This window comes from Paraburkholderia sp. MM5496-R1, assembly GCF_050436205.1.
In the GTDB taxonomy this organism is placed as follows: Bacteria; Pseudomonadota; Gammaproteobacteria; order Burkholderiales; family Burkholderiaceae; genus Paraburkholderia; species Paraburkholderia tuberum.
Genome location: NZ_JBNDLT010000003.1, coordinates 2,201,326 through 2,217,019, shown reverse-complemented (window position 1 = coordinate 2,217,019; position 15,694 = coordinate 2,201,326). Strand labels below are relative to the sequence as shown.

The window sequence follows — 15,694 nt, the reverse complement described above, 5'->3', positions numbered from 1 at the left end:
CCTACGCTGCCCCGGCAACAAGCTGGCTTGTTTCAAGCATACTCCACGCATGAATACAATTCAAAGCCCATTTAATTCGCTTGCATAGGCATTGAATGCGTGGCGCGCGGCCCTGTAAGTATGTGCTGAGCACGGAATGCGCCTGCCCCGGCGAACACTTTTCGTGGCGCGTCCCGGCGGCTTCGGGGCCGGCGTGTCGTGCGGTGCGGGAGCACGAATTTTGCGGCTACGGCAAGGGACCGAACATGTCGGTAGAATGATTCGCCGCGTTCGTTAACCGATCGCCGCCGCGCTGTCGCTGATGCCGGCCCTTTGGCCTCCTTCCCACCCTGATCCTCTTTATGCGACGTTCATCGTTTCTTGTCCGCATCATCCTGATTGGCATCCTGCTGCATATCTACGTCGGCTTGCGCCTGATTCCCGACATGCCGATCACCGCGGCCGGCCGCGGGCTGTGCGCGCTGTGGCTCGTGCTGTCGATCTTCCTGATCCCGGTCGGCATGATGGCGCGCGGCTTCAAGCGCCAGCCGCTCGGCGACCGGCTCGCGTGGGTGGGCCTGCTCGCGATGGGCTTCTTCTCGTCGCTGCTGGTACTGACGTTCGCGCGCGACCTCGTGCTGGCGTCGCTGCTGACGATCGACGCGATCTGGCCGAACACGCTCACGATCGCGCATTGGCGCACCGGCTCGGCGGCGGCGGTGCCGCTGCTCGCGCTGCTGTCGACGCTGATCGGCCTGTTCAACGCGCGCCGTCGCGCGCGCGTCGTCACGATCGACGTGCCGATCGACGATCTGCCCGCCGCGCTCGACGGCTTCACGATCGTGCAGATCAGTGACATCCACGTCGGCCCGACGATCAAGGGCCGCTATGTCGATGCGATCGTCGACGCGGTGAACCGGCTCAAGCCGGATCTGATCGCGGTGACGGGCGACGTCGTCGACGGCAGCGTGCCGCAGCTGAGCCGGCATACGCAGCCGCTGTCGCGGCTCGCCGCGCGGCACGGTGCGTTTCTCGTGACCGGCAATCACGAGTACTACTCCGGAGCGAACTCGTGGATCGCCGAATTCCGCCGGCTCGGCTTGCGGGTGCTGCTGAACGAACACGTAATCGTCGACCATGACGGCGCGCGCGCCGTCATCGCCGGCGTCACCGATTACTCGGCGGGTCATCACGACCCCGCGCATCGCAGCGACCCGGTCGCGGCGCTCGCCGGCGCGCCGGGCGACGTGCTGATCAGGGTGCTGCTCGCGCATCAGCCGCGTTCGGCCGAAGCGGCCGCGGCGGCCGGCTTTACGCTGCAGTTGTCGGGTCATACGCACGGCGGTCAGTTCTTTCCGTGGAATTTCTTTGTGCGCCTGCAACAGCCGTTCACGGCAGGCCTCGCGCGCCTGAACGGACTCTGGGTTTATACGAGTCGCGGTACGGGCTATTGGGGTCCGCCGAAACGACTCGGTGCGCCTTCGGAAATCACGCGCTTGAGACTCGTGCCGGGCGAACCGGATTGAACTCAACATTCGCAGTCCGGAGCAATTAATCACGGCCTGTCTACGATACGGCTGTAGCAAACCCACATGCGCACTCTCCGCCGATCGCGGCTTGACTGAACTTTACGCCGCCCTCTAAAATTCCCGCAATTCTTTTAACCGGAATCACGATCTTGGACAGTAGCAGCTGTACCAGCCGAGTATCGATTTGCCCGCTCACCTGAGCGGCAGGATTTCCGCGTCAGGTGTCCCTGTCGCCGTCCTGCCCTCGGGCTCGATGGCGCACGTCGCTCTCATTTCATTGTCATTCGCGTACTGTCGGTGAAACAGCGTGGCTCGATGCCATGCCGATGCCGCACGCTTCCCGCCGCTGCACGCGTGTGCGCGCGTATTTCGTTCCAACCTCATGCGCTTAGCGTGCACGAGGTAGACGACCTGACGTTCCCACGCCTAGGCTTCACCCTGCGGCAGCACGCACGCCAACCTTTCTGAACGATGACACTCGAATTCTTCCTGCGGCTTCTGACCGCTTTTGCTTGCGGCGTCGCGATTGGCCTCGAACGACAGATGCGCCAGCGCACTGCCGGCCTGCGCACGATCACGCTCGTGGCGAGCGGCGCGTGCCTGTTCGTCACGCTCGGCGTGCTGACCGGCAACGGCGTCGGCGGCGTCACGCAGATTGCCGCCTATGTGGTGTCCGGCGTCGGCTTTCTTGGCGGCGGCGTCATCATGCGCGACAAAGGCTCGATCCAGGGGATCAACACCGCGGCGACGCTGTGGTGCTCGGCGGCCGTCGGCGTGTTGAGCGGCGCGGGACATTACGGACCGGCGCTCGCGGGCACCGCGGTCGTGCTGCTGGCCAACACCGCGCTGCGTGAAGTGAGCCGGATGATCAACTCGACGCCGGTTTCAAACGCCGACCTCGTGCGCGAGTACGTGCTGACGATCGTCTGCCGCGAAGCCGACGAGATCAACATTCGCGCCGCGATTTCCAACTCCATGTACTCGGCGCCGCTGTCGTTCCAGAGCCTCACGAGCGAGGATGTCGAGGACGAACCGGCGCGCATTCGCGTGACGGCGACGCTGACGATGCATCCGAAGGATCAATCGAAGCTCGAACAGATGGCGAGCCGCCTGAGCATGGAAAAGAGCGTGTCCAGCGTCAGTTGGACCGCGCGGGAAGCGGAGCCGACGCCCGAGTGAAGCGCGGCGCGTAAGTCTCCTTTGTTCGCGCGCATCGTCTACACTTAGCTGGCAGCAGATTCAGAGAATGTTAATTCCGCGTCGTGAACGTGGACGGTCCCATAACCTTCGACTAAGCTCTGTCACCGTGATTTGTTCACACTCAACCAGGGAGTCTCGAATATGGAACACGGCATCATCGCATGGATCATCATCGGCGCGATCGCGGGCTGGCTCGCGGGTGTGCTGGTCAGGGGCGGCGGCTTCGGTCTGATCGTCGACATCATCGTCGGGATCATCGGCGCGTTCATCGGCGGGTGGCTCGCCGGCGTGCTGCATATCTCGCTTGGCGGCGGCTGGATCAGCTCGATCGTCACCGCGTTGATCGGAGCGGTCATTCTGCTGTTTATTATCCGGCTCGTGCGACGAGGGTCCTGAGCACGGCATCCGACGTCATCAAGCGCCAGCGGGTTCGAATCGCTGGCGCTTTTTTATGGCCTGTTGCTTCTGCTTTTGTCGCCGCGGTTGTGGCCGCCGCAGAATCAGGCCGGCAGCATCGACCCCGTATCGCGCAGCCGCGTATGCCATGCAAACGCCTGATCGAGGCAATGCGGCGTCTGCCCTCCCCAAAGCAACGCATCACGGTAGTAGTCGCGCAACAGCCCGCGATACCGCGGATGCACGCAATGCTCGATGATCAGCGTCGCGCGTTCGCGCGGCGCGAGGCCGCGCAGATCGGCGAGACCCTGCTCGGTGACGACGACGTCGACGTCGTGTTCGTTGTGATCGCAATGCGGCACCATCGGCACGATGCTCGAAATGCGGCCGTCCTTCGCGGTCGACTTGCTCGCGAACACCGCGCACGACGCATTGCGCGCAAAGTCGCCCGAGCCGCCGATGCCGTTCATCATATGCGTGCCGCCGACATGCGTCGAATTGACGTTGCCGTAGATATCGAATTCGAGCGCGGTATTGAGCGCGATCAGACCGAGCCGCCGAATCACCTCGGGATGGTTGCTGACTTCCTGCGGACGCAGCACGAGCCGGTCGCGATAGCGCTCGATATCGCCAAATACCTGCGCCTGCCGCGCGGCCGACAACGTGATCGACGCGCCGGACGCGAACGCGACCTTACCAGCGTCCATCAGATCGAACGTCGAATCCTGCAGGACTTCCGAATAAATTTCGAACACCTCGAAAGGCGAATCGACGAATCCTGCCAACACCGCGTTGGCGATCGTACCGATGCCCGCCTGCAGCGGCGGCAACTGCTTCGGCATGCGGCCACGCGTGACTTCGTGCTGGAAAAATTCGATCAAATAACCGGCGATCAACGCGGTTTCCCGATCCGCGGGCAAGACCGTGGACGGGCTGTCGGCCATGTCCGTCATCACGATCGCCGCGATTTTCTCGGGCGCAATCTCGATAGCGGGTGTGCCGACGCGATCCTGCGCGCGCACGATCGGCAGCGGCTCGCGATGCGGCCGGCGCCCCGGAATCCAGATGTCGTGCAAGCCTTCGAGCCCGAGCGGCTGCGCAAGATTGATCTCGACGATGACCTTGTCCGCGAGAATCGCGAAGCTCGCCGAATTGCCGACCGACGTCGTCGGCACGATACCGCCGCTCTCCGTGATCGCGGCGGCTTCGATGATCGCGACATCGAGCTTGCCGAGCTGGTTCGCGCGCAGCATCTCGACGGTCTCGGACAGATGCTGATCGACGAACATCACTTCGCCGCGATTGATGGCGTCGCGCAGCGTCTTGTCTACCTGAAACGGCAGACGGCGCGCGAGCACATGCGCTTCGGTCAGCATGCGGTCAACGTCATGACCGAGCGAGGCGCCCGTCATCAACGTGATGCGCAGCGGCTCGCCCAGCCGGCGCGCACGCTCGGCGAGCGCGACCGGCACGGCCTTCGCGTCGCCCGCGCGCGTGAAGCCGCTTGCACCCACCCGCATGCCGTCGTGAATCAGAAGCGCCGCGTCGGCGGCCGTGGTGATTTTTCCGCGCAGCGCGGCGCAGCGAATTCGGTCTTCGTACATGAAAGGGAGTCTCTCCATAGTCGCCAGCTCCGTCTACTGGTGCGCACGTCTGCGGTGCGCTTCGCTCAATAGGCGGTTGCCGCACCCGCCGCGGCGTCTCGATCGGACGGCGTCGCGAGCAGGTGTTGGGTCGCGCGATAGGATCCGCGACAGGTGTTGCGCGTGAGGCAGCCGGACTTAGCTGCCGAAGTAGATGTTGCAGAAGCTCATCGGGCCGACACATTCATCAGCTTTCGCTTTCGGCGCTTCCACATGCTTGCGCGGGGCAACCTTATCGGTGCGCTGGCCATCCGCTTGCGCAACCTGCTGCTCCGGCGCGGCCGGCGCCGTCTGTGCATACGCGGCGGCAGCGGTGGACAAAGAACAGGCAATCAGGACCATCTTCAACACTTTCATCTCGTTCTCCAGGACTTACGACTACTGCGACGAATACTGCGAGGCAGTGACGAAACTATATGACCGCCACCTACGCGAATAAACGGGGCCGCCCGGAAGGGATCTTTCCATCTGGCAGAAAGATCCACGCAGCATTGCTCAGCGACGATTGAAGGGCGCGTCCTTGTCGAGCAACGCGCTGCGAATGAAGTGCAGACAGCTCAAGATACGTTGCAGATCGTGATGCCGGGCGCGCTCGGCGTGCACTGCCTGCAGCATGTCTTGCGCGAGCCAGGTGGCCGAGCGCACGGCGACGAGTGCGCGTTCGAGCGAACGTGGACCTGGGCGTTCGAAGAGCCGGGCAAGATCGTCGCACGTGTGTTCGATCACGCTGCGCCAACGCGGCTGAAGGGGGTCGGCATAATCGGCGCGTGCGGCTTCGTTGCGCAGATCGATGACGGCGTGACCTACTTCGATCGTCGCGAGCATCCAGCGAAGTGCGTCGCGCCGTCGTCGTGAACGGTGCGTCAACAGCACGCGCAGTTGCGAAGTCAGATCATGCGTGCCCGACTGGAAACGTTGGTTCAGACCCGGCAGCGCGTCCTTGCATGCCGACACCGTTTGCGCTCGCAGGTCGCCCATGATCCGGTCGATGAGCCAGCGCATATCGGCGGGAAAGACCACCGCGAAAACAGCCGCTGCGAGCAGCATCGACGCGGTGAGCGCGATGCCGTTATTGATCAGCAGATCGGGCACGTAGCTGACGACGTTGTCCGGCCCGGCCAGCAGACAGAAGAACACCGAAAAGCCGATGCCAAGCCCAGCCGCGCCGCGACGCGTCGCGATGAATGCGCCGAGCGCGAGCACCGGCGCGAGTAGCGCGCAAAGCAGCGGGAAACCATCGATGTTCGGATACACGTAGCACATGAACACATAGCCGGCCAGCGTCGCGAGCACCGCGCCGATCGCCATCTGGATGGCCATTCTGGTGGCGCTTGGCGCGGTGGACGTCAACGCGCAGACCATTGTTGCGCCAATTACGGCGAGACCGCCGCTCGGCCAGTTGGTCGCGATCCAGAACGCACCGGCGATTCCGATGACGACGGCCGAGCGCACGAATGTGAACAATACGGCGAAGCGGTTTGTGCGGCTTATAGGTCTGCTTGTGCGGTGGCTCTTAGTTGGGCTTGAGCTGCATCGTAGGCTGTGCTGCCGGCTTGCTGTTTTGCGCCACAAGCATGCATAGGTTTGCGAATAGTTTATCCATTCGCCCACGAATCGATACAGCAATTCGGCTGCCGTGTCGAAGTCCGCAAGCGATTCCGCGGACGCGGCTTCGAGTGGCCGCCTGGTTTCGCGTACCCGGCGTGGCAAGCTCGCTCGAAAGGGGCGCAGATCGGCTGCTGCGTGCGATGCTTCGACGCCGGCTTCAGCTTGTGCTTCGAACAAGGCTCCCAGTTCGTCGAGGTACGGACCGATGGCCGCGAGTATCGACACAGCGCGGCTGGCGCGCAACCGTTTGAGCAACTGATTCAGCGCATGCAGACGCGCGCACGCATCCATGAATTCGCTATTCAGACGCGCCAGATGCGCACTGCGCGAGCGCATCGCCGGATCTTCGAATGCGACGAACGTGCGGGTTGCTTCGAGGCCAGCGATTTCGTCGACGAAATCCGCGAAACGCCGTTCGAACTGATTGCGCTCGAGCCCGCGTGCGAGCACGTCGACAGCATACGCAGTAAAATTCGCGTACCTGATCTGAAGGTTACGTCGCAGCGCAAGGATCGAGCGCTGGGGCAGCAGCAACGCGCTGACCGCGCTCGAACACACGATGCCGAGCGCCACTTCGGCGGCACGCGTGAGTGCGGCGAGGAACAGTCCCTGAGGCGTCGTCACGTTTGGAATGCCGATCAGCGCGGCGGTGTAACCCGCGAGCACAAAACCGTACCATCTGAAATGCCGATACCTGACCGCCGCAGCAATACAGGCGCTCACCCACACGATCATGCCGAGCATGTACAGTTCGGGCTGCTGACCGAACAGCCCGCCGAGCACGAGCGCGGCCACGGTCCCTACTGCCGTTCCGAGAATCCGGTAGAAGCTCTTCGCGAGCACCATGCCGCTGAACGGTTGCATCAACACAAAGACAGTGGTCATCGCAATGCGCGGCTGCGGCAGATCGAGCAGCATCGCGATGCCCAACGCCAGCAGACCGGCGGTGACCGTCTTCAGCAGATGCAGCCAGGTCAGACCGTCGCTGCTGGCCCAGTCCCGCACGGCGCGATTGAGTTTGGCTCGGCTGAGGCGTCGCCGCATGACGCCGCGCGGACCGAAGAAATCCGCCGACGGTTCGATCGCATGATCGGGTTTCATCTGAAAACAGTGCACCCTACGTGGTCGCTGAGAGAGCCTCCGGACAGAATGGCCGACACCGGCAGGCGAGGCGCCGATTGTAGGAGTCCGCGATGTGTACATTAAGCCGATGGGTGCAGAACATCTGTTCCAGAACGGACAACAATAGTGTTCTGAGACTGACGGAAAATATGATCTTGATCATGAAACAGAAGGTTTGATGGACACGCTACAAAATATGCGAGTGTTTGTGCGCGTGGTTGAAGCCGGCAGCTTCAGAAGTGGCTTCGAGAATTCAGACAGTTCGTTGAGTGGAAAAGCTGGGGGGTGAGTCGGCCATAATGGCCGGCAACAAGGAACCAGAAGATGACGAAACGAAACCGACGGACCCACTCACCGGCGTTCAAGGCAAAGGTGGCCCTGGCGGCGCTCAAGGGCGACAAGACGCTGGCAGAACTGGCCCAGCAATTTGATGTCCATCCGAACCAGATCACGGACTGGAAGAAGCAACTGCAAGAGCGGGTTGCCGATGTGTTCGAAGTGGGGGGCGCGGCGCCGTCGGCGCCGCCAGTCGACGTGAAGGTGCTGCACGCGAAGATCGGGCAATTGACGTTGGAGAATGATTTTTTAGAAAGCGCGCTCAGCAAGGCGGGACTGCTGGGCGTAAAGCGATGATCGATCGTGATCACGCTCTACCGGTGACACAGCAGGCCCGGCTGGTAGGCATCAGCCGCTCGAGTGCCTATTACCAATCGCGTGGGGTCAGCGAAACGGATCTGAAATTGATGCGCCGGATTGACGAGCTTCATCTCGAGCATCCATTTGCAAGGGCACGAATGCTGGCAAGGCTGCTGCGTCGCGAAGGCATCAAGGTCGGGCGCAGACACGTCAGCACCTTGATGAAGCGCATGGGCGTCGAGGCGTTGTATCGCAAGCCAAACACGAGCCGCAAGCATGCAGCCCACAGGATCTGGCCGTACCTGCTGCGCCATCGCAAGATCGAACGGGCCAATCAGGTCTGGGCGCTCGATACGAGCTATATCCCGATGGCGCTGGAGGAAGCGTTTGCGAAATACGGCCTGCCTGAGATCGTCAACACGGATCAAGGCAGCCAGTTCACCGCAACCGATTTCACCGACGCGGTGCTCAGCCGGAACGTTCTTCTGTCCATGGATGGAAAGGGCGCCTGGCATGACAACGTGTTCGTCGAACGGGTGTGGCGAAGCGTCAAATATGAAGAGGTCTATCTGAAAGCCTACGACTCGGTCAGCCACGCCCGCCGCTCAATCGGCAATTACCTGAACTGGTATAACCAGAACCGGCCTCATTCCAGGCTGGCCGATCAGACACCGGATGAAGCATACTTCGCCACGCTGCCAGCGATAAAATCGGCAGCTTGATTGCCTCAGCAATTCCACTTAAAAACTCGCTGATCCTGTCCGAACGAACGAGGCCACCTCTCACGGCGCGCCGCAAGAACCGGCTGACCTTGCGCATCACGAATGTCTGATCCTGCATACGCCGGCGTTCCCGCCACATGAATGGACGCTCGACGGCCCGAACGGCAGTGAGTTGATGGAAGTCGACGGCCCAGTGCATGTGAACATCGCCGAATCATTGATCGTGGCGATCCGCGAAGGCATGGGCATCGGCATGGTGCCGCTCTACGCGGCCATTTCCGGGTTGCGCGATGGCACGCTGGTGCGCGTGTTGCCGGATTATACGCTGCAGAAGACGACTGTTTATGCGCTCTATCCGTCGCGCAAATTCATCGATGCAAAGACGCGCACGTGGGTCGAATTCTTGCGCTCGCATCTGCCGACGGTGATTGCGCGCGACGAAGCATTGCTTGCTGAGGTCGGGCAACCGGGGGGCGGAGATGACCCAGTGCAGCTGGTTGGAGTTGCCCCTGCAACTCAGGACACGCGGACACCGTTAGGTCAATGAAGTCGCGGCAGCACGCCTGAACTCATGCGGCGAGCGGTATTCCAGGGCTTTGTGCGGATGGCGCTCATTGTAGTGTTCAAATGCAACAGCCAGACTCGAGAGCGCCGCTGGCGCGCCAGGCTCGTCCATACAGGCGACGTAATTGTCGCTTCATGATCTTCACGAACGATTCGACCATGCCATTGCTCTGCGGAGAACGTGCCGGCGTTCTCAGTGACTCCAGGGCCAATTCGCGAGCGAAGCTGCGAGTGCGGTGGTCGACATAAGCCGAGCCGTTGTCCGTCAACCATTCGATGGACGGCGCGACCGGCGGTTGTCAACGTACTTGTCGCGTCACCTCATGCGCACTGCTTTAGTTCTTCCGGTTGCATGCGCTCCGGATTGAGCCAGACTTCATCCTTCAATTTCCAGTTGCGCGTCGATCGGGACCAACGCCGTGGATTGCGCTGCCTGGCCTCCGCATAAACGATCTCACGTTGCGCAAGAACTGCATTCGCCACGCCGTTATGACACTGGGCCGGCGTGACGAATTTCAGGCCGCTGTGTTTGTGCTCATGGTTGTACCAGCGCACGAACTGCTGCGTCCAGGCCCGCGCCTCATCAACGCTGCCGAACGGCTTGCGCGGGTAGTCGGGCCGATACTTGCAGGTCCGGAACAGCGACTCTGCGTAAGGGTTGTCGTTACTCACGCGTGGTCGGCTAAACGAGGCCACGACCCCCAGGTTCTCCAGGGTGGCAAGCATCGTCGCACCTTTCATCGGGCTGCCATTATCCGAGTGCAGCACCAGGGGACGTCCTGCCAGGCCCTCTGCCAGACTGGCACGCCGCATCAGCAACGCGGCCAGTTCTGCCGATTCGGCCTCATGCACTTCGTGACCGACAATCTTGCGGCTGAACACGTCCAGCATCATGTACCAGTAGTAATACTGTCCTTTGACCGCCGCAGGTACCCAGGTGATGTCCCACGACCAGACCTGATTGGGCGCCGTCGCGCAATGACTGGTCACTACCCGGGTCGAGGGCTTGCGCGCACGACCACGATGGTGCTGCTGCGAGGCGCTGCGCAGCACGCGGTAAAAGCTCGATTCCGATGCGACATACACGCCGCGATCGGCCAGCCTCGGCACGATCTGGCTGGACGGCAGACTGGCAAACTCCGCACTATTGGCTACCTCAAGAATCTGTTGCCGTTCAGCCTCACTCAACTGCTTGCCCGGCGGCGGCCGTTCGGTCGTGGTACGACCATCGGCACGTACCGTGTCACCGTCACCGACCCAGCGCTGAAACGTGCGCAGGCTCACGCCCAACTCGTCGCAAGCCTTCTCCAGCCGGCAGCCTGACTGCGCCGCCTCGCGTATCAACGATATACATAACAGGCGATCCGGGACGTTGATCAATCGTCCTCTTTGTCTCCCCAGATCGCCTGGACTTTTTTTCTCAGAATCAGCAGCGCCGCCGCTTCCGCTAGCGCCTTCTCCTTGCGCTGCAATTCCTTCTCGAGCTGCCGGATGCGCTGCTTGTCGTCTTTCGACTGGTGGCGCTGCTCGCGTGCCTGCTCGGTGGCATTCGCGTTGGCTGCCTGGCAGGCCGCTCGCCACGCCGCGATCTGTTCGGGATAGAGTCCTTTGCGCCGGCAGTACTCGGCCAGCTCCGCTGCGTTGAGCGGGGCGGCTTCCAGCACTACTGCAAACTTGTCTTCCGAAGACCATCCCTCGGGATTCTTCCCATCGCCCGGCACGGCCAGCCCTTGTCCTTTCGCCTGTCGGCGCCACGTGTACAACGTCTGTTCGGTAATCCCCGTTTCTCTGGCCAGCGCTGAGACCAACGCGTTTTCCGGCGGCATCATGCGACGCACCAGCGCTTCTTTTCTTTCTGCTGAGTAGGCTTTCATTCACCCTGATTTTACCGCCCCCGGACCATGTCTATAAGATTCAGATAACACGACAAGTAGTCTGACGCCGGGGGCGACCTGCCGGTGCCGAATTGCTGCGCGACGGCGGCCAGCATCGCGTTGCGCACTACATCACCGCTATGCCCGCCGGTCCCCGCCGCCCAGCCAATCGCCTCTCCGATCGCAGCAGTCGAGTGCGAACGTTACGCGCAACGGCGTGCCATCGTCGCACCGGAACATCTGTGTCGCGATCAGCCTGCGCCACCCAGTTGTAGATGGTCTGTGCAGTCGGCTCGAACTCCTTTTCCAGTTCCTCCCGCCTGCGCCCGGCCTTCACCAGCTCGACCATTTGCGCCCGAAATTCCGCCGGGTACGGGGTACGATGCTTGCCGATAATCGGCACCTCCTTCTCCAAAGGATAGATGTCCGTTTTTCTGGGTCAACTTCAGTATGCGCAAAAAAGCGTCGATCAACAGGCTACTTTTGGCAGTGGCTGGCAACGGCGTCCGACCACGCTTGTTGTTCGTGCTCGGTCGAGCATGTTGCTGTTGATTTGGGCCGCGTAAACGCAAAAACCCCACCGCGGCGGGTGGGGTTTCTGACTGGGGGGGAGCCTGACGATTACCTACTTTCACACGGGCAATCCGCACTATCATCGGCGTGGAGTCGTTTCACGGTCCTGTTCGGGATGGGAAGGGGTGGGACCGACTCGCTATGGTCATCAGGCATGACGGGTTGCTGCGTCGCAGGGTTGAAGTCAACCGGTTGCGCCACAGCCAATCGGGAAGAAGCGTAAAGGATTCGAGTGTGGGGGGTTGTGTTGTTTCTGGCACAACACTGAATCCCAACCGTGCGTTTCTGTGAGCTCCCGCGGGAGGTCACACAAATCCCCTTCGGGGATCGGACCCGCGTAAGTGCTGAAGCACTCACGCGGGTCGAGACACACCTGTTATAGGATCAAGCCTTACGGGCAATTAGTATCAGTTAGCTCAGTACATTACTGTACGTGCACACCTGACCTATCAACGTCCTGGTCTTGAACGACCCTTCAAGGGGCTCGAAGCCCCGGGGATATCTCATCTTAAGGCGAGTTTCCCGCTTAGATGCTTTCAGCGGTTATCTCTTCCGAACATAGCTACCCGGCGATGCCACTGGCGTGACAACCGGTACACCAGAGGTTCGTCCACTCCGGTCCTCTCGTACTAGGAGCAGCCCCCTTCAAATATCCAGCGCCCACGGCAGATAGGGACCAAACTGTCTCACGACGTTTTAAACCCAGCTCACGTACCTCTTTAAATGGCGAACAGCCATACCCTTGGGACCGGCTACAGCCCCAGGATGAGATGAGCCGACATCGAGGTGCCAAACACCGCCGTCGATATGAACTCTTGGGCGGTATCAGCCTGTTATCCCCAGAGTACCTTTTATCCGTTGAGCGATGGCCCTTCCATACAGAACCACCGGATCACTATGACCTGCTTTCGCACCTGTTCGACTTGTCAGTCTCACAGTCAAGCACGCTTATGCCATTGCACTATCAGCACGATTTCCGACCGTACCTAGCGTACCTTCGTACTCCTCCGTTACACTTTGGGAGGAGACCGCCCCAGTCAAACTGCCTACCATGCACTGTCCCCGACCCGGATCACGGGCCAAGGTTAGAACCTCAAACAGATCAGGGTGGTATTTCAAGGACGGCTCCATTGAGACTGGCGTCCCAACTTCATACGCCTCCCACCTATCCTACACAGACCGGTTCAAAGTCCAATGCAAAGCTGCAGTAAAGGTTCATGGGGTCTTTCCGTCTAGCCGCGGGGAGATTGCATCATCACAAACACTTCAACTTCGCTGAGTCTCGGGAGGAGACAGTGTGGCCATCGTTACGCCATTCGTGCAGGTCGGAACTTACCCGACAAGGAATTTCGCTACCTTAGGACCGTTATAGTTACGGCCGCCGTTTACCGGGACTTCAATCAGGAGCTTGCACCCCATCATTTAATCTTCCGGCACCGGGCAGGCGTCACACCCTATACGTCCACTTTCGTGTTTGCAGAGTGCTGTGTTTTTATTAAACAGTCGCAGCCACCAGTTTATTGCAACCCTTTCACCCTTCTGGCGCAGGCCAGTCAGGCTATGAGGGCGTACCTTATCCCGAAGTTACGGTACCAATTTGCCGAGTTCCTTCTCCCGAGTTCTCTCAAGCGCCTTAGAATACTCATCTCGCCCACCTGTGTCGGTTTGCGGTACGGTCACTGTGAAACTGAAGCTTAGAGGCTTTTCCTGGAACCCCTTCCAGTTGCTTCGCCACCGAAGTGGCTCGCCTCGCACCCTTGAATTCTGCGCCCGGATTTGCCAAAGCGCCTTCTCCAATGCAAGGACCGGGACTTCCAACACCCGGACAACCTTCCGCGATCCGTCCCCCCATCGCATTTCACAATGGTGCAGAAATATTAATCTGCTTCCCATCAGCTACGCATTTCTGCCTCGCCTTAGGGGCCGACTCACCCTACGCCGATGAACGTTGCGTAGGAAACCTTGGGCTTACGGCGAGGGGGCCTTTCACCCCCTTTATCGCTACTCATGTCAGCATTCGCACTTCCGATACCTCCAGCACACTTTCCAGTGCACCTTCGCAGGCTTACGGAACGCTCTCCTACCATGCACATTACTGTGCATCCGCAGCTTCGGTATATGGCTTAGCCCCGTTACATCTTCCGCGCAGGACGACTCGATCAGTGAGCTATTACGCTTTCTTTAAAGGGTGGCTGCTTCTAAGCCAACCTCCTGACTGTTTTAGCCTTCCCACTTCGTTTCCCACTTAGCCATATTTGGGGACCTTAGCTGGCGGTCTGGGTTGTTTCCCTCTTGACACCGGACGTTAGCACCCGATGTCTGTCTCCCGTGATTGCACTCTTCGGTATTCGGAGTTTGCTATGGCGTAGTAATCCGCAATGGACCCCACAACCATGACAGTGCTCTACCCCCGAAGGTGATACACGAGGCACTACCTAAATAGTTTTCGGAGAGAACCAGCTATTTCCAGGTTTGTTTAGCCTTTCACCCCTATCCACAGCTCATCCCCTAACTTTTCAACGTTAGTGGGTTCGGTCCTCCAGCACGTGTTACCGTGCCTTCAACCTGGCCATGGATAGATCACCTGGTTTCGGGTCTACACCCAGCGACTGGACGCCCTGTTCGGACTCGCTTTCGCTACGCCTGCCCTAATCGGTTAAGCTCGCCACTGAATGTAAGTCGCTGACCCATTATACAAAAGGTACGCCGTCACCCCTTCGCAGAGGCTCCGACTGTTTGTATGCATGCGGTTTCAGGATCTGTTTCACTCCCCTCCCGGGGTTCTTTTCGCCTTTCCCTCACGGTACTGGTTCACTATCGGTCGATCACGAGTATTTAGCCTTGGAGGATGGTCCCCCCATCTTCAGACAGGATTTCACGTGTCCCGCCCTACTTCTCGTACACCCAGTTCTTCCATGCTGTTTTCGTCTACAGGGCTATCACCTGCTATGGCCGCACTTTCCAGAGCGTTCGACTAACAATACAGATAACGTGTACCGGCTGATCCCATTTCGCTCGCCACTACTCTGGGAATCTCGGTTGATTTCTTTTCCTGCGGTTACTTAGATGTTTCAGTTCACCGCGTTCGCCTCACGTAGCCTATGGATTCAGCTACGGATACTCCATTAGGAGTGGGTTTCCCCATTCGGACATCTCCGGATCAATGCTCGTTTGCCAGCTCCCCGGAGCTTTTCGCAGGCTACCGCGTCCTTCATCGCCTGTGATCGCCAAGGCATCCACCACATGCACTTGTTCGCTTGACCCTATAACGGGTGTGTCTCTGTGTCGACCCACGCTAGCGCTTTAGCGCTTACGTGGGTCCCATCCCCGCAGGGGATAGACGCACTCGCTACAGGTTGAGTATTCGTGTTGCGCCGTATTCCAAAGCAATCTCTCGATCACCTTTAAAATACATCGATACAATCACAACCCTGATTCACCTACTCCGCACCCATCTCCAGGTGCCTTTCGTGAATCTCTTTACTACTTCTTCCTGATTGTTAAAGAACGGCAGCCGGTATGAAGCCTGTGCCTCATACCGCTCTGACTGGCTCAATCGCCAATGCAAAGTACTCAGCATCACTTCGTGCTGAACCCTTGGCATTGAGGATTGGTGGAGGATGACGGGATCGAACCGACGACCCCCTGCTTGCAAAGCAGGTGCTCTCCCAGCTGAGCTAATCCCCCAGTCTCACAGATACTCCAGCGGCCCCAGCCCTTCAGCTCACCAGACAAGACACTGGTGGGTCTGGATGGATTCGAACCATCGACCCCCGCCTTATCAAGACGGTGCTCTAACCGGCTGAGCTACAGACCCCTGAGCCTGCCTGCGTTTCTTCTAACCACAG

8 protein-coding genes, 2 tRNA genes, 2 rRNA genes and 4 pseudogenes are annotated in these 15,694 nt (G+C 60.0%); 5 read left to right on the top strand and 11 right to left on the bottom strand.

The features are described from left to right. The first annotated feature begins 341 nt into the window (after positions 1-341). The 3 genes from OKW38_RS36385 to OKW38_RS36375 all read left to right on the top strand — a co-directional run bounded on the left by OKW38_RS36385 (position 342) and on the right by OKW38_RS36375 (position 3,104). Positions 342-1,505, top strand: coding sequence for a metallophosphoesterase (locus OKW38_RS36385; protein ID WP_090806186.1), 1,164 nt, complete (start codon positions 342-344; stop codon positions 1,503-1,505). Positions 1,506-1,979: 474 nt separating this feature from the next. Further along, positions 1,980-2,687: an MgtC/SapB family protein gene (locus tag OKW38_RS36380; RefSeq protein WP_429365297.1), complete on the top strand. Its 708-nt coding sequence runs from the start codon at positions 1,980-1,982 to the stop codon at positions 2,685-2,687. Between the two features lie 162 nt (positions 2,688-2,849). After that, the gene (locus OKW38_RS36375; RefSeq protein WP_090806189.1) at positions 2,850-3,104 is read left to right on the top strand and encodes a GlsB/YeaQ/YmgE family stress response membrane protein; all 255 of its coding nucleotides are present in this window, start codon (positions 2,850-2,852) and stop codon (positions 3,102-3,104) included. Between the two features lie 104 nt (positions 3,105-3,208). On the opposite strand, the gene OKW38_RS36370 is transcribed toward OKW38_RS36375, so the two are convergent. The 3 genes from OKW38_RS36370 to OKW38_RS36360 all read right to left on the bottom strand — a co-directional run bounded on the left by OKW38_RS36370 (position 3,209) and on the right by OKW38_RS36360 (position 7,456). Continuing rightward, positions 3,209-4,708 (bottom strand): acetyl-CoA hydrolase/transferase family protein, encoded by a 1,500-nt coding sequence (locus OKW38_RS36370; RefSeq protein ID WP_429365573.1) that lies wholly within the window; start codon positions 4,706-4,708, stop codon positions 3,209-3,211. 177 nt (positions 4,709-4,885) lie between these two features. After that, on the bottom strand, positions 4,886-5,104 hold the full coding sequence (locus tag OKW38_RS36365; protein ID WP_090806192.1) for a hypothetical protein: 219 nt from the start codon (positions 5,102-5,104) through the stop codon (positions 4,886-4,888). 138 nt (positions 5,105-5,242) lie between these two features. Then, the gene (locus OKW38_RS36360; protein WP_429365296.1) at positions 5,243-7,456 is read right to left on the bottom strand and encodes an FUSC family protein; all 2,214 of its coding nucleotides are present in this window, start codon (positions 7,454-7,456) and stop codon (positions 5,243-5,245) included. Positions 7,457-7,801: 345 nt separating this feature from the next. On the opposite strand from OKW38_RS36360, the gene OKW38_RS36355 reads away from it, so the two are divergent. Together OKW38_RS36355 and OKW38_RS36350 are read left to right on the top strand one after the other, a co-directional pair. Further along, positions 7,802-8,835, top strand: a protein-coding gene (locus tag OKW38_RS36355) for an integrase core domain-containing protein (protein ID WP_429365295.1) whose coding sequence is annotated in 2 segments — positions 7,802-8,066 and positions 8,066-8,835 — 1,035 coding nt in all. The coding sequence is not laid out codon by codon here. 58 nt (positions 8,836-8,893) lie between these two features. Then, a pseudogene (locus OKW38_RS36350) lies at positions 8,894-9,382 on the top strand (LysR substrate-binding domain-containing protein); the annotation flags it as partial. On the opposite strand, the pseudogene OKW38_RS36345 reads toward OKW38_RS36350, so the two are convergent. The 8 genes and pseudogenes from OKW38_RS36345 to OKW38_RS36310 form a co-directional block, all read right to left on the bottom strand. Next, a pseudogene (locus tag OKW38_RS36345) lies at positions 9,371-9,680 on the bottom strand (integrase core domain-containing protein); the annotation flags it as partial. The pseudogenes OKW38_RS36350 and OKW38_RS36345 sit on opposite strands and share 12 nt — an antisense overlap. Positions 9,681-9,720: 40 nt before the next feature. After that, positions 9,721-11,273, bottom strand: a protein-coding gene (locus tag OKW38_RS36340) for an IS3 family transposase (protein ID WP_429365294.1) whose coding sequence is annotated in 2 segments (ribosomal slippage) — positions 9,721-10,811 and positions 10,811-11,273 — 1,554 coding nt in all. Because the reading frame shifts where the segments join, the coding sequence is not laid out codon by codon here. A 65-nt stretch (positions 11,274-11,338) separates the two neighbouring features. Then, positions 11,339-11,510: pseudogene (locus OKW38_RS36335) on the bottom strand (IS3 family transposase); the annotation flags it as partial. 19 nt (positions 11,511-11,529) lie between these two features. Next, positions 11,530-11,622, bottom strand: a pseudogene (locus tag OKW38_RS36330) (hypothetical protein); the annotation flags it as partial. A gap of 263 nt (positions 11,623-11,885) precedes the next feature. Continuing rightward, positions 11,886-11,999 (bottom strand): 5S ribosomal RNA (gene rrf, locus OKW38_RS36325). Positions 12,000-12,226: 227 nt separating this feature from the next. Then, a 23S ribosomal RNA gene (locus OKW38_RS36320) occupies positions 12,227-15,109 on the bottom strand. A gap of 348 nt (positions 15,110-15,457) precedes the next feature. Continuing rightward, a tRNA-Ala gene (locus OKW38_RS36315) sits at positions 15,458-15,533 on the bottom strand. 53 nt (positions 15,534-15,586) lie between these two features. Next, positions 15,587-15,663, bottom strand: a tRNA-Ile gene (locus OKW38_RS36310). Positions 15,664-15,694 lie beyond the last annotated feature (31 nt).

What these genes read in the sequence shown, in the direction of transcription:
- OKW38_RS36360 (WP_429365296.1), bottom strand. Translation starts at nt 7,456, where the DNA reads ATGAAACCCGATCATGCGATCGAACCGTCGGCGGATTTCTTCGGTCCG.
- OKW38_RS36385 (WP_090806186.1), top strand. Translation starts at nt 342, where the DNA reads ATGCGACGTTCATCGTTTCTTGTCCGCATCATCCTGATTGGCATCCTG.
- OKW38_RS36365 (WP_090806192.1), bottom strand. Translation starts at nt 5,104, where the DNA reads ATGAAAGTGTTGAAGATGGTCCTGATTGCCTGTTCTTTGTCCACCGCT.
- OKW38_RS36370 (WP_429365573.1), bottom strand. Translation starts at nt 4,708, where the DNA reads ATGTACGAAGACCGAATTCGCTGCGCCGCGCTGCGCGGAAAAATCACC.
- OKW38_RS36375 (WP_090806189.1), top strand. Translation starts at nt 2,850, where the DNA reads ATGGAACACGGCATCATCGCATGGATCATCATCGGCGCGATCGCGGGC.
- OKW38_RS36380 (WP_429365297.1), top strand. Translation starts at nt 1,980, where the DNA reads ATGACACTCGAATTCTTCCTGCGGCTTCTGACCGCTTTTGCTTGCGGC.